Annotated in this window: 15 protein-coding genes; 6 read left to right on the top strand and 9 right to left on the bottom strand. The window is 63.9% G+C overall.

Going from position 1 to position 13432, the window contains the following annotated elements:
- Positions 1-172: 172 nt before the first annotated feature.
- From J2S45_RS04510 to J2S45_RS04485, 6 genes are read left to right on the top strand one after another with little or no spacing between them, the layout of a single operon-like run.
- Entirely contained in the window at positions 173-1240 is a 1068-nt protein-coding gene (locus J2S45_RS04510; RefSeq protein ID WP_307634668.1) for a metal ABC transporter substrate-binding protein, read from the top strand.
- A complete protein-coding gene (locus tag J2S45_RS04505) occupies positions 1237-2019 on the top strand; it encodes a metal ABC transporter ATP-binding protein (RefSeq protein WP_307634667.1) in 783 nt (260 codons plus the stop codon). The genes J2S45_RS04510 and J2S45_RS04505 overlap by 4 nt, the downstream gene beginning before the upstream one ends.
- Before the next feature lie 8 nt (positions 2020-2027).
- Positions 2028-2951 carry a metal ABC transporter permease gene (locus tag J2S45_RS04500; RefSeq protein WP_407702503.1) on the top strand — a complete coding sequence of 308 codons (924 nt, stop codon included), beginning with the start codon at positions 2028-2030 and terminating at the stop codon, positions 2949-2951.
- 27 nt (positions 2952-2978) lie between these two features.
- Positions 2979-3368, top strand: a complete 390-nt coding sequence (locus J2S45_RS04495; protein ID WP_296930986.1) for a Fur family transcriptional regulator — start codon at positions 2979-2981, stop codon at positions 3366-3368.
- A gap of 18 nt (positions 3369-3386) precedes the next feature.
- Positions 3387-3932: a DedA family protein gene (locus J2S45_RS04490; RefSeq protein ID WP_307634665.1), complete on the top strand. Its 546-nt coding sequence runs from the start codon at positions 3387-3389 to the stop codon at positions 3930-3932.
- A gap of 40 nt (positions 3933-3972) precedes the next feature.
- A complete protein-coding gene (locus J2S45_RS04485) occupies positions 3973-4182 on the top strand; it encodes an RNA-binding S4 domain-containing protein (protein WP_296930992.1) in 210 nt (69 codons plus the stop codon).
- A 38-nt stretch (positions 4183-4220) separates the two neighbouring features.
- Here the strand turns inward: J2S45_RS04485 and dnaE are convergent, their stop codons facing one another.
- From dnaE to ftsZ, 9 genes are all read right to left on the bottom strand, one after another.
- Positions 4221-7766 carry a DNA polymerase III subunit alpha gene (dnaE, locus tag J2S45_RS04480; protein ID WP_307634664.1) on the bottom strand — a complete coding sequence of 1182 codons (3546 nt, stop codon included), beginning with the start codon at positions 7764-7766 and terminating at the stop codon, positions 4221-4223.
- 82 nt (positions 7767-7848) lie between these two features.
- On the bottom strand, positions 7849-8310 hold the full coding sequence (locus J2S45_RS04475; RefSeq protein ID WP_307634663.1) for a GNAT family N-acetyltransferase: 462 nt from the start codon (positions 8308-8310) through the stop codon (positions 7849-7851).
- Positions 8307-9236 carry an RluA family pseudouridine synthase gene (locus tag J2S45_RS04470; protein ID WP_307634662.1) on the bottom strand — a complete coding sequence of 310 codons (930 nt, stop codon included), beginning with the start codon at positions 9234-9236 and terminating at the stop codon, positions 8307-8309. Before J2S45_RS04470 ends, J2S45_RS04475 begins: the two co-directional genes overlap by 4 nt.
- On the bottom strand, positions 9233-9694 hold the full coding sequence (gene lspA, locus J2S45_RS04465) for a signal peptidase II (protein ID WP_307634661.1): 462 nt from the start codon (positions 9692-9694) through the stop codon (positions 9233-9235). The genes J2S45_RS04470 and lspA overlap by 4 nt, the downstream gene beginning before the upstream one ends.
- Before the next feature lie 54 nt (positions 9695-9748).
- On the bottom strand, positions 9749-10342 hold the full coding sequence (locus tag J2S45_RS04460) for a DivIVA domain-containing protein (RefSeq protein ID WP_296931005.1): 594 nt from the start codon (positions 10340-10342) through the stop codon (positions 9749-9751).
- Positions 10343-10549: 207 nt separating this feature from the next.
- Entirely contained in the window at positions 10550-10834 is a 285-nt protein-coding gene (locus tag J2S45_RS04455) for a YggT family protein (RefSeq protein ID WP_296931008.1), read from the bottom strand.
- The gene (locus J2S45_RS04450) at positions 10834-11247 is read right to left on the bottom strand and encodes a cell division protein SepF (RefSeq protein ID WP_296931011.1); all 414 of its coding nucleotides are present in this window, start codon (positions 11245-11247) and stop codon (positions 10834-10836) included. The genes J2S45_RS04455 and J2S45_RS04450 overlap by 1 nt, the downstream gene beginning before the upstream one ends.
- A gap of 37 nt (positions 11248-11284) precedes the next feature.
- Positions 11285-12064, bottom strand: a complete 780-nt coding sequence (locus J2S45_RS04445) for a polyphenol oxidase family protein (protein ID WP_307634660.1) — start codon at positions 12062-12064, stop codon at positions 11285-11287.
- A gap of 64 nt (positions 12065-12128) precedes the next feature.
- On the bottom strand, positions 12129-13319 hold the full coding sequence (gene ftsZ / locus J2S45_RS04440; RefSeq protein ID WP_270974297.1) for a cell division protein FtsZ: 1191 nt from the start codon (positions 13317-13319) through the stop codon (positions 12129-12131).
- Positions 13320-13432 lie beyond the last annotated feature (113 nt).

Genomic DNA, 13432 nt, shown 5'->3' with positions numbered 1-13432 from the left:
ATGGCGTGGATCACTATCCGCGGCTGGCTGCCGCGGTTCACCGGAAACCCGGTGGCCAGACAAAGGTTCGCTTGCATTCTATGATGCGCGCCGCGTTTGCACGGAGTCCGCCCTTGTGTAAGGCATCACCAGATATTGACTGTCATTCTCAAGTGGGTTGATAATGCTATCCATGAAGCTGTCAAAAATCGCTCCCCTTTTCTTCGCCGGCGCCCTCGCGCTCGGCGCATGTTCGTCCGGCTCCAACGGTGCCGGCTCCCCCAGCAGCGTCGCTTCCTCCAGTAGCGCCTCCTCCGCCGGAGCGCTCAAGGTCACGACGTCGTTCTACCCGCTGAGCTACCTGGCCGAGCGGATCGGGGCCGACCACGTGGCAATCACGGACCTGACCCCGCCGGGCTCCGATGCCCACGGCGTCGAGCTCTCGCCGAAGGAGGTCGCCGAGCTGTCCCAGTCGGACCTCGTCCTCTACATCGCCAAGCTCTCCCCCGCCATCGACGACGCGATCACGGCCTCCGGCGTCTCCGCCGTAAACATCGGCGAATCCGTAAATCTCCTGCCCTTCGACGCGCTCGGCACCGACCCGCACGACGGCGAAGATCACGACCACGCAGACCACGACGCCGACCACGCCGACCACGACGCCGACCACGCCGACCACGACGCCGAGGCTCACGACCACGAAGCTCACGACCACGAAGAGGGCGACGGCCACGACCACGGCACCCACGACCCGCACTTCTGGACCGACCCGGCCCGCATGATCCTTGCCGCGGACACGGTTGCCGAGAAGCTCGCCGGTCTCGACGAGGCGAACAGGGCCACATACGAGGCCAACGCGAAGGCCGTCAAGGCCGACCTGCAGGCCCTCGTCGACGAGCTGAAGGGCATCGACGCCACCCAGTGCCGCACCGATTCCTTCCTCGTCTCCCACAAGGCATTCTCCTACCTAGCCCTCGAGGCAGGGCTGAACCAGATCGGAATCGCCGGTTTCGACCCGGAGATTGAGCCCTCCCCGGCGCGCATCCGCGAGATCCAGGACATCGTCACAGAACACGACATCAACACGGTCTTCGCCACCTCGGACGGCGAGACGAAGACAGCTAAGGCCATCGGCGATGACCTTGGTCTCAAGGTCGACGTCCTCGACCCCGCCGCAACCCAGCGTGACCCTAACATGGACTACATCGACGTGTTGAAGCAGGACATCAGCCTGCTTCGTAGCTCCATGGGGTGTTCATGACAACAGCGGTAAGCGCGAGTGGCCTGCACGTTCAGCTCGGGTCCGCTCACATCCTCTTGGGGATTGACTTTGAACTCGCGCAGGGTCGCACCCTCGCCGTACTTGGCGCGAATGGCTCCGGCAAGTCCACGCTCGTGCGTGCACTGGTCGGGGCCATCCCGACATCCGCCGGCACGATCACGCTTTTTGGCACGAACCTCGCCTCCCGACGCAAGGTTGACTGGGCCCGTATCGGCTTTGCTCCCCAGCGCACGACGGCGACCTCCGGCGTCCCCGCAACCGCCCTCGAGACCGTCATGGGCGGCCTCGTCTACGGCAGCCGGCTGCGCCCCCGGCGCGGCGGTCGCGACGCAGCGATGGCCGCGCTCGAGACGGTCGGGCTGGCCGAGCGCGCCGACGAGTCGGTCCAGACCTTCTCCGGCGGCCAGCAACAGCGCATCCTCACAGCCCGCGCGCTTGTGCGCGACCCGGACCTCATCATCCTCGACGAGCCCTTCGCCGGCGTCGACTCCTCCTCCCGCGAGACCATCCTCGCAACGCTGTCGACACAGAAGGTCAGGGGTAAGACGATCATCCTCGTCCTTCACGAGGTCCATGAGTATCGCGAGCTGGTCGACGAGGCCCTCATCCTCGACGCCGGGCGGGTACTCGAGCACACCGCCGACGTGAGCGACCTGCACGGCTCGGGCCACCACGCCCTGCCCGGGCACGACCACGTCCACCGCCACGGGGATGACGCCCCACATTACCGATCCCCATGGATGGGAGGCCCCCTGTGATCGTCGATATGCTCTCCTCCACCTTCATGCAGCGCGCACTCATCGTCGCGGTGCTCGTCGGGCTCGCCGCCCCGGTGGTGGGCACCTACCTCGTCCAGCGCCGCCTGACCCTTCTTGGAGACGGGATCGGGCACGTGGCCCTGACTGGCGTTGCGCTCGGCTGGCTGGCCGCCAGCGCGGCCGGCGCGATCGACAAGGACGCGTGGGCCGTCCCGGGCGCTATCCTCGCCTCCGTGATCGGCGTGCTCCTCATCGAGTGGATGCGCACGCGCGGCCACGCCTCCGGCGACGTCGCGCTCGCCATGCTCTTTTACGGCGGTATCGCCGGAGGCGTGCTCCTCATCGGCATTGCGGGTGGCACCACGTCGAACCTCAACGCCTACCTCTTCGGCTCGATCTCCACCGTGACCCAGACCGACACCTACCTCACGATCGGGTTGACAATCCTCATTCTTGCCGTCGGTATCGGACTACGCCCAGCGCTCTTCGCACTGTGCCACGATGAGGAATTCGCCCGCGCCTCGGGGCTACCCACCGGGTTGCTGTCCATTCTCATCTCCGTGACGGCGGCGCTCACCGTCGCCCTCGCCATGCGGATCGTCGGGGCCCTCCTCGTCTCCGCGCTGATGGTAATCCCGGTGGCCATCGCCCAGTCCATCTCGCGTTCGTTCAAGGCCACGATGCGGGCAGCGATGGCGATCGGGGTCGTCGTCGCCGTCACCGGGCTGGTGGTCACCTACATCAAGCCCTGGTCCCCCGGCGCCACCATCGTCGTGCTAGCCGTGGCGCTGTACGCCGTCGTCGTCGCGCTCCGGCCGCTGGTCATGAGGGCACTTCGGCGCGACGTCCACCGCCACCCTCACCCCCACCACGTGCCCGACGTGGAGGTCGGTGGCACAGATGCGCCCTGCGAGCAAGCGCACTTACGCTAAGATGAAAGGTGGAGGTTTCCTATGAGAATGACACGGCAACGCAACGCCCTTGCCACTTTGCTCTCTGAGACTGAGGAGTTCTTGCCGGCCCAGCGCATCCATGAGCTCCTCCTCGAGCGTGGCGAGAAGGTCGGACTGGCCACGGTCTACCGCAACCTTCAGGCCCTCGCCGAGCAGGGAACCGTTGACGTGTTGCGCCAGGAAGGCAGCGACGTCCAGCTCTTCCGCCACTGCGCCGACGACGGCCATCATCATCACCTCCTGTGTCGCAACTGTGGGAAAACCGTGGAGCTTTTCATCCCCCAGCTCGAGGAGCTGACCAAGAGTGTCGCTAAGGACAACGGCTTCACAGACGTCTCCCACGACATCGAAATCTACGGCCTGTGCGCCAATTGCGCCGCCAACGCCGAACGTTAGGCTTTCCTATTTTGCTGAGTGTCGCGTAAAGTAGACCTCGTGCAGATCTTCGACGCGATAGCAGGATTCGTCCAAAGTGGCCCGGTCGCGTTCGTCTACCTTTTCTTCCTCTTCGGCGCGTTCTCTCGCTCGCAGGCGATCTACTGGATCGGGCGCTACATGGGCTCCTTCATCATGACGCGCGGGCGGCCCGACGCCGGCTGGCGACTGCGTGTATACGACAAGATACACGCCGACTCCACCCAGCGCACCATCGCCGTGCTGCGCCGGCGCGGCTGGCCAATGATTCCGCTCTCTTTCCTCACGGTCGGCCTCCAGACCCTCATCCAGCTCTCCGCCGGAGTGATCGCCATGCCGTGGCTACGCTACTTCGTGGCGAGCATCCCGGGCGCGCTGGCCTGGGCTCTCATCTACACGACGATCGGCTGGGCCGTCTGGGCCGCGACCTTCCGGGCGGCCACGGGATCGCCGTGGGCGCTCCTAGCGCTGCTCGTCCTCGTCGTCGGCATTGTGCTCTGGCGGCGCACCCACAATGAGCCCGCCGCACACGCGACCATCGACTGACGCGATTGCGCCAGAGCCGCTCGTGAGACACCATAGTGTCATGGAAGAAATACCCGTGCGCCTGCCCATCAAGCTCAGCCAGTTCCTCAAGCTAGCAAACCTTGTGGAGACGGGCGGTCATGCCAGCGAGCTCATCGCCGCCGGCGAGGTCCTTGTCAACGGCGCGGTCGAAACCCGCCGCCACCACAAGCTCTCCGCCGACGACGTGGTGGAGGCCGGCGGCTACCGCGTCAGGGTCGTCGAGGATTAGCTAACCTCGTCGAAGAGGAGAGGAGCCCTACGCTCCCGTCACGACAGGACGCAGTCCCGACCCAGTAGCACCTTGAGCTCCGTGTAAAGCGAAGGCTCGGGGGACACCCAGTACTGGCTGGCCACCTCGACCACCACCATCTTTTTCCGGGTGGCGCACCATACGTGCAGGCGTACCGGCGAATTGCCCGGGTAGCGGGACAGGATCTGGGCGAGATGATCGACGTTCATGGCGTTGCATGCGTACTCGTCGATCGCGATGTCGATCGGGTAGTCGATCTCGATCTCCCCCGCCGGCGGCAACTTCATTGATCTGGCGGACAGCTTGACGGGCCCCTCGTCCTCCACCTGCGCCCGCGCCTCGACGATAACAACCGAGTCCGGGATCAGCATCGAAGAGACCTGCTGATAGGTGGCCGGAAAGAAGTTGACGTCGATCGGCCCCGTGCGGTCCTCGATCGTGGCGATCGCCCACGCCTTACCCGACTTCTTCGTGATCTTCGTCTGGACTGCCGAGATGATGCCCGCGATCGTCACCGTCTGCCCGTCACGGACGTTGTCCGACTCAAGGAGGTCGACCACGGTGGTGTCCGCCGCTCGATTGAGGAAGTTCTCCATGCCGGACAGCGGATGATCAGAGACGTACAAGCCGAGCATTTCGCGCTCAAAGTTAAGCTTCTCGCGCTTGTCCCACTCGGGGATGTCCGGGATGGTGACCTCGAAACCCTCGCGAACCCCTAGGCCCAGATCCCCAAAGAGATCGAACTGGCCGGCGGCTTCGTTGCGCTTGATCGGGATCACGGCGTCGATTGCCTCCTCCACCACGGCCACGAGCGCCCGGCGGCACTCCCCCAGCGAGTCAAAGCCTCCCGCCTTGACGAGGCACTCGATCGAACGCTTGTTGCAGGCAGAGAGCGGGATCTTGTCGAGGAAGTCCTGGAACGAGGTGAAGGGGCCCTTCTCCTCGCGAGCCTTGATGATACCCTCCACCACGTTTGTTCCCACGTTGCGAACGGCCCTCAGACCCACGCGGATCTCTTCGCCCACCGCCGTGTAGTCCGCCAACGAGCTGTTGACGTCCGGCACGAGCACGTTGATCCCCATGCGGCGGCATTCGGCAAGGTAGGTGGCCACCTTCGTCTTATCCGACATCTTCGAGGTGAGCAGCGCCGCCATAAACTCGGCAGGGAAGTGTGCCTTGAGGTAGGCCGTCTGGTAGGAGACCAGCGCGTATGCCTCCGAATGCGACTTGTTGAAGGCGTAGGAGGAGAAGGGCAGCAGGATGTTCCACAGGGTGTCGATGGAGTCCTGGGAGAAGCCGTTGTCAAGCATGCCCTGGGAGAAGCTGGCGAATTGCTGCTGTAGCACCTCAGCTTTCTTCTTACCCATCGCCTTGCGCAGGATATCTGCCTGGCCGAGCGTGAAACCGGCGAGCTTCTGGGCGATACGCATCACCTGCTCCTGGAAGACAATCAGGCCATGGGTAACTCCGAGGATATCCTCGAGTGCCTCCTCCAGCTCGGGATGGATCGGGGTCTTCTCCTGCAGACCGTTCTTGCGCAACGCGTAGTTCGTGTGCGAGTTCGCGCCCATGGGGCCCGGGCGGTAGAGGGCAGAGACGGCGGAGATATCAGCGAAGCTGTCCATCTTCATCTGCCGAAGCAGGGTGCGCATGCCCGCTCCATCGAGCTGGAAGATGCCGAGCGTATCGCCGCGGGCAAGCAGATCGTACGTCTTGGGATCGTCAAGCGGGATGTTGTCAATATCCGGCGCTTCCTTGCCGTTCACCCGGATGTTCGCCAGCGCCGCCTCGATCACCGTGAGGTTTGACAGGCCAAGGAAGTCCATCTTGATCAGGCCCAGCTCCTCACATTCGGGGTACTCGAACTGGGTGAGGATGGCCCCGTCCTGCTGACGCATCATGACGGGGATAACATCGGTCAACGTCTTGGAGGACATGATGACCGCGCAGGCGTGCATGCCCGTCTGGCGTGTCATCCCCTCCAGCCCGCAGGCGAGATCGTAGACCTTCTTGCAGTCCGGATCGTTCTCGATCAGTTCGCGGATCTCCCCCGCCTCCGCGTAGCGCGGATTGTCCTTGTTAAACAGTTCGTTGACCGGGATGTCCTTGCCCATCACCGACGGCGGCATCGCCTTTGTCAGCCGATCGCCCATCTCGTAGGGATAGCCGAGCACCCGGGACGCATCCTTGAGGGACTGCTTGGCCTTGATCGTGCCGAAGGTGACCACCTGGGAGACCTTGTCCTTGCCGTACTTCTCCTCGACGTACTCGATCACCTCGTCCCGCCTGCTATCGTCGAAGTCGATATCAAGATCGGGCATCGAGATGCGCTCGGGGTTCAAGAACCTCTCAAACAGCAAATCGTGCTTGATCGGATCGAGCTGTGTGATCTCAAGCGCGTAGGCCACCATCGAGCCTGCTCCGGATCCTCGCCCCGGGCCCACCCGGATCCCGTTGCGGCGCGCCCAACGAATGTAGTCCGAGACCACGAGGAAGTATCCCGGGAAGTCCATCTGCAAGATCACGTCCATCTCATAGTCCGCCCGCTTGCGCACGTCATCCGGAATGACTTCCCCGTAGCGCCGGTGGAGGCCCTCATTGACCTCGCGCACAAACCACGACTTTTCATCCTCACCGCTGGGCACCGGGAACTTCGGCATGTAGTTCACGCCGTCCGCCGTGGTGTCAAAGTGGACGTTGCAACGCTCCACGATCGCCAGCGTGTTCTCGCAGGCACCCTGGAGGTGACCGAAGGAATTCCACATGTCTTCCGTGGTGCGGATGTAGTAGCCCGTGCCCTCGAAGCGGAAGCGATCCGGATCCATGAGCGTGGAGCCCGAGTTCAAGGCCAGCATCGCGTCCTGAACCGTTGACTGATCCTGGGTGACGTAATGAGAATCGTTGGTAGCCAATAGCGGCGCGTCAATCTTGCGGGCGATCGCGAGAAGATCGTCTTTGACCCGGCGCTCGATGTCCAGGCCGTGATCCATAAGCTCAAAGTAAAAGCTCTCCTTGCCAAAGATATCCTGGAACTCACCCGCCGCCTTCAGCGCCTCATCGAACTGGCCCAGCCGGAGCCTGGTCTGGATCTCCCCCGACGGGCATCCGGCGGTGCCGATGAGCCCGTGGTGGTACTTTTCAAGCAGCTCCCGATCAATACGCGCCGCCTTGCCCAGCGTGCCCTCGATCGAGGCGAGCGACTGCATGCGGAAGAGGTTATGCATGCCCTCCGTGGTCTCCGCCAGCAAAGTCATGTGCGTGTAGGAGCCGCGCGCCGACACGTCGTCCCTCCGCTGAGCCTCCGTACCCCAAAACACGCGGGTCTTATCATGGCGGGAGGTGCCCGGCGTCATGTAAGCCTCCAGGCCGATGATCGGCTTGATCCCGGCCTTGTTCGCCGCCTTGTACAGTTCGTAGGCGCCGTGCAGGTTTCCGTGATCCGTGATGGCCACGGCGGGCTGGCCGAGCGCCGCCACCTCCTTGACCAGGCGGTCAATCTTCGCAGCCCCATCGAGCAACGAATAGTCGGTGTGGACGTGGAGGTGAGCGAAGTTCTTAGCCATGGGATGTAGTCTAGCGAGGGTCTCCGACAAAAAACTGTGACGTCGGAGCAAGCCCGCGCTCATCCTAGGAAGACGCGCAAAACTACCTCACGTCGGCGCGTCGCAGATCGAGGATCATGTCCTGATGCCAGATGCCCTCGTCCAGGTAACGCTGCCCGTTCTTCACCTCGTAACCGAGGCTGCGGTAAAAGCCCATCGCGGCTTCCTGCGCCGACAGCTCGGATCGGGTGACGCCGTCCACGGCATAGTCAAGCGCCATCTCGTGAATCTTCATCATGACCGCGCGCCCGACCCCAGTCCCCCGAGTCCACGCGTGTACCGCCATGCGGCCCACGTGCACGCGCCCCGGCCCGTCCACGAGGAGGCGCGCCGTGCCGGCGTCGCGACCGTCGACCTCGGCGAGCACGTGGCGCGTGGACGGATCGAGATCGAGCGCGTCGATCTCGTTTTCTGCGGCCACGTTCTGCTCGTCAACGAAGACCGCGAGGCGGATGGCGAAGCATCGCTCGAGTTCCTCCTCAGTGCTCACTTCCCACACGTTCACGGCCGCACCTCATACATTCCCTCGCGGACAATTTCCAAAGCGTGTTCGAGATCCGCAGGATACTGTGATTCAAATTCAATGTAGTGCCCGGTCGTCGGGTGTTCAAAACCGAGACGCACCGCGTGGAGCCACTGGCGTTCCAACCCCAGCTTCTCCGCCTGCACCGGATCGGCGCCGTACATGACATCGCCCAGGCAGGGGTGCTTGATGGCGGACATGTGGACACGGATCTGGTGCGTGCGCCCGGTCTCCAAGTGGACCTCGACAAGCGCGGCACCCGCCATCGATTCGACGACGTCGTAGTGCGTGATCGCGTGCTTGCCGTCCGCGCGAATCCCCATCTTCCACTGGTGGCGCATGTCGCGCCCAATCGGCGCGTCAACCGTGCCGGACATCGGATCCGGAAGGCCCTGGACGAGCGCGTGGTAGATCTTCTTCACCCGCCGCTCGCGGAAGGCGTGCTTGAGTCCAGAGTAGGCGCGTTCGGACTTGGCCACCACCATCGCCCCCGACGTGCCCACGTCGAGGCGGTGGACGATTCCTTGACGCTCCTGCGGGCCCGACGTCGTCAAGCGCACCCCCGAAGCGAGTAGCGCCCCGAGCACGTTCGGGCCGTCAAAATTCTGGGAGGCGTGCGCGGCCACACCAGCGGGCTTGTCGACAACGATGATGTCCTCATCTTCGAAGATCACGCCCATGCCGTCCACCGGCGTCTCGCGCACTACCGGTTCCTCGCCCGGTAGCTCCACCTCCAGCACACTCCCCGCGGCCACCCTGGTCGAGTTCTTGGGCCGGGCGCCATCCAAGCGCACCTGGCCGCCTTCGACCAGTTCGGCGCACTTGGCACGTGACAGGCCGGTGATCGTGGCGAGCGTTGCGTCCACGCGACCGCCCGCCAACCCGTCCGGAACGAGGTAGGTCTTCACTGCTCCTTCTCCGCGTGGAAGAATTCGTAGAACAAGAGCGCCGCCACGCCCGCCACCAGCGCGATGTCGGCCACGTTGCCCACGAAGTAGCCGTTGTAGTCGATCATGTCCACCACGTGCCCCTCCGGGAATCCCGGCGCGCGGAAGAGCCGATCCAGCAGGTTGCCCACGGCTCCACCCCAGACAAAGCCGAGGATGATAGCGGGCACGCGCGCGCTGCGCGCAATGAGAAAGGGCAGACCGATGCTGACGACGACGGCGATCGCCGTGATCACCCACGTCATCGAGTTGCCCAAGGAGAATGCGGCACCCGAATTAAACACGAGGCGCAAAGACAGGACGCTACCGAGCAGCTCGATCCGCTCCCCGCCACCGAGCGCGCCGAGCGCCCACTGCTTGACCAGCTGGTCGATGGCAATGGTGACAAGGCCAAGAGTAAAAGGAAGAATCTTCTTCATCGCACACACAAGGAAAGGAGGACACCCACGCGCCCTCCTCACCCATGACAAGAACTACTGGTTGGAGTTGTTCTGCATCTCGACATTCTGCAGCAGCGACTCGAGGTAGCTACGCAGACGCGTGCGGTAGTCACGCTCGAACTCGCGCAGCTCGGAGATCTTGCGCTCGAGCAGCGAGCGCTCCTCCTCCAGCTTGGTGAGCGTGCGGTTGTGGATGTCCTCCGCCTCGGTGATGATGCGGGTGCGCTCGGCGTTCGCCTCGGTGATGATCCGCTCCTCCTCGGCCTTGCCGTTGGCCACGTGCTCGTCGTGAAGGCGCTGGGCGAGGGCAAGCATCGAGGTGGCATCCGTGACCTCGCTGGCCGCCGGCTGGACCTGAGCGAACTGGGCGGTGGAGGTGGCGTCCGACGGCGCAGCCTGGTCAGCCTGCGGAGTGGAAAGGCCTAGCTGGTTCTCGAGCTCGGTGATGCGAGCCTTTGCCGTCTGCAGCTGGGCCTCGAGCTCAGCCTTCTCCTTCGTCAGGGTCGCGATGGTTTCGGCGACCTCGTCGAGGAAGAAATCGACCTGGTCCTTATCGAAGCCATCCTCGGCACGCTTCGGTTCGTTGAAGCGCATATTGACGACATCGTGCTCGGTTAGCTGAGCCATGTTCTTCACCTCGTAGTTTATTAATGATAGTTGCGGGAGGTATACCTCAGGTATAAACCCTCGTCCCGGTTTAGACTACTAGACCAACGCGACTTATACCTAGCGGTTAATTGAGTATTGACACACCTTCACCGTTTATCACGTCACAATTCGCGGCTCTGGCACCCCGAGAAACGCCCACACCACAGACGAAAGTCACGGGCGCACCTAGAGCAGGTAGGCGAAACGCTGGATCACCTGAACAGCGATAAACAGGACAATAAAGCCCAGGTCGAGGCTGACCCCGCCGAGGTTGAGCGGGGGGATAAACCGGCCGAGGAATTTCAGCGGCGGGTCGGTCAGCTTGTAGACCAAGTTGGCCACCACGACAAGCCCACCCGTGGGGTACCAGTCCCGCGAGAGGATCTGGACGAAGTCCAGCACTACCCGCCCGATGAGAACCAGGATGTAGAACTGGCAGGCCCAGAAAAGGAGTAGCCCGACGATACCCATCAGGAGAAGGCGCGCGTGGCTTCCGTGCCGTACGAGTCGATCTTGACCGACTTCGGGGTCAGGAGGAAGACGTCGTCGGAGATGCTGCTAAAGGAGCCCTCGAGGCCGAAGGTCAGCCCGTAGGCGAAGTCCACGATACGCTTGCGCTCGTCGTCTGCCGCCTCCGAAAGGTTGAGCACCACGGGAAGGCCGTTGCGGAACTCCGTAGCGAAGTCCGCGGCGTCGCGGAATGTGGCGACCCACACCGTCACGATGCGGGCGACTTCGGGTGCTTGGGCCACGGGTCGGATCGGGCTCACGCTCTCGTAATCATCGTGCGCCTCGTCCTCGTAGTCCTCGTACTCGCCGTAGTCGACGTCCTCGTAGTCGTCCTCCGGCATCGCCTTTGCCGCAATCTTGTCAAACAATCCCATGGGTGCACCTCTCTCGCGTTGGCTGTCTTCTAAACTATTAGAGAAACCGGCTATTTCCGCGAACGACGCCGGTGTGTCGCACGATCTGGAGCACTCCGACGAAGCGGCCCGTCTGGGTTCGGGCGTGCGTGGCGCGCCGGTGCGAATAGTGCTCCGCAGACTCGTAGGTGCATACGGGCGAGCGGTGAATCTCACTCACGCCGCACTCCCGCAGCTGGGTCTCCAGGCCCGCCGGGATATCCAGCGCGGGCGTTCCCCACGACGTCGTGGCGCGGCTTGCCGGCCAGCGCCCACCGACCTCGTCGGCCAGTTGTGAGCTGACCTCGTAGCAGCGCCCGCAGATTGAGGGACCCAGGATCGCGATAACGTCCTCACCGAGGCGCTCAACGGTGGCCGGGCCGATGCCGAGGTCGAGGCCTGCTCGCCCGACGTGGACGACGGCGCCGCGCTCCCCGCTCGCCGCCACCAGGATGAGCGGCACGCAGTCGGCGACCATAACGGCGGCCGCTTGCCCGCGGCCGACGACGATCGCGTCCGCATCGCCGACGTTGAGAAAACCCGCCTCGAGGCGCGAGTCGCGAAAGTCGGCGATGTGGTCGGCGTGAACCTGGTTCATCCAGGCGACCGATTGGCCGATGCTCCCCTCGAATCTCTTTCGGTTAGCCTCCACGGCCCCGCGGTCGTCGCCCACGTGGAAGCCCAGGTTGAGGGAGGCGTACTCCCCCGTCGAGGACCCTCCTCGGACGCTGGTGAAACCCGCCCGAACGCCGGGCGGGAGCGGACCGTGGAACCAATCGATGAGGGATGAAGAAGACACGTTCCCATTGTGCCAAAAATCCCCGGTGCGCATGAGCGCGCCGGGGACAGGTTGGAGGAAGGCTCTACTCGTCGCCGAAGAGGAAGGGCGGAATGTCCAGGTCCGGGCGCTGGCGCTTCGGCTCGTCGATCACCGGCACCTCGAGCGGAGTTCCGCTCACCGCGGGGCGGTGGGCCGTGGGAACAGGCTGCTCTTGCTGATATGCCTGGCCGGGCGTGCGCTCATCGGTTGGCGCGGCGGGAACCACCGGCGTAGCCGGAACCGTGGGTGCCGCCTGCTGCACGGGTGCGGCGGGGTCGCGCAACACGTCGTCGGTCTCGTCGAAGCCGGCAGCGATGACGGTCACACGCACGTCGTCGCCCAGCGACTCGTCGACGATGATGCCGATGATGATGTTCGCATTCGGGTCCACGGCCTCCTTGACCATCTGCGCCGCCTCGGACTGCTCGCGCAGGCCAAGGTCGGTGGAGGAGGTGAAGGCAAGGAGCACGCCGTGGGCGCCGTCGATGCGCGCCTCAAGCAGCGGGGAGGAGATGGCGTTCTCGGTGGCGCGCAGCGCGCGGTCGGGGCCGTTGGCGGTGCCGATGCCCATGATCGCGGTTCCGGCGTCCTTCATGATCGTCTTCACGTCCGCGAAGTCGACGTTGACCACACCCGGCATCGTGATGAGGTCGGAGATGCCCTTCACGCCGTTTTGGAGCACCTCATCGGCGAGACGGTAGGCCTCGATGATGGACAGGTCCTCCTCGGTGACCTCGAGCAGACGGTCATTCGGGATAACGATGAGGGTGTCGACGGCGTCGCGCAGCTCACGAATCCCGTCGTTGGCGTTGCGCGAACGCTGGAGTCCCTCGAAGGAGAACGGGCGGGTGACCACGCCCACGGTGAGCGCGCCCTGTTCGCGGGCGGCGCGGGCGATAACGGGTGCGGCGCCGGTGCCGGTTCCGCCGCCCTCGCCCGCGGTGACGAACACCATGTCCGCTCCCTCGAGGGTGGAGACCACCACGTCGAGGTTTTCCTCAGCCGCGCGCTTACCCACGGTCGGGTCCGCGCCGGCCCCCAGGCCGTTCGAGACGTCGCGCCCGATGTCGATCTTGGTTTCGGCCTCAGACTTGGCCAGGGACTGGCTGTCGGTGTTAACGGCGATGAAATCGACGCCGGCAAGACCATCCTGGATCATGCGATCGACGGCGTTGACGCCGCCTCCGCCGACACCAACAACCTTGATGCTTGCAGAGTTGTTCAGAGCGTACATGTGTTTTCCTTCCGAACTTCAAGTTGTACTTGAAGTTTTCTGTCTCCAACCTCGCGAAAAAGGTAGAGATCTGGGAAGCCAAATTCAATGACCACGCGGGTGTGTTGCCAGAT

The organism is Trueperella abortisuis (genome assembly GCF_030811095.1).
In the GTDB taxonomy this organism is placed as follows: domain Bacteria; phylum Actinomycetota; class Actinomycetes; order Actinomycetales; family Actinomycetaceae; genus Trueperella; species Trueperella abortisuis.
This window is presented reverse-complemented; position numbering and strand designations above follow the sequence as displayed.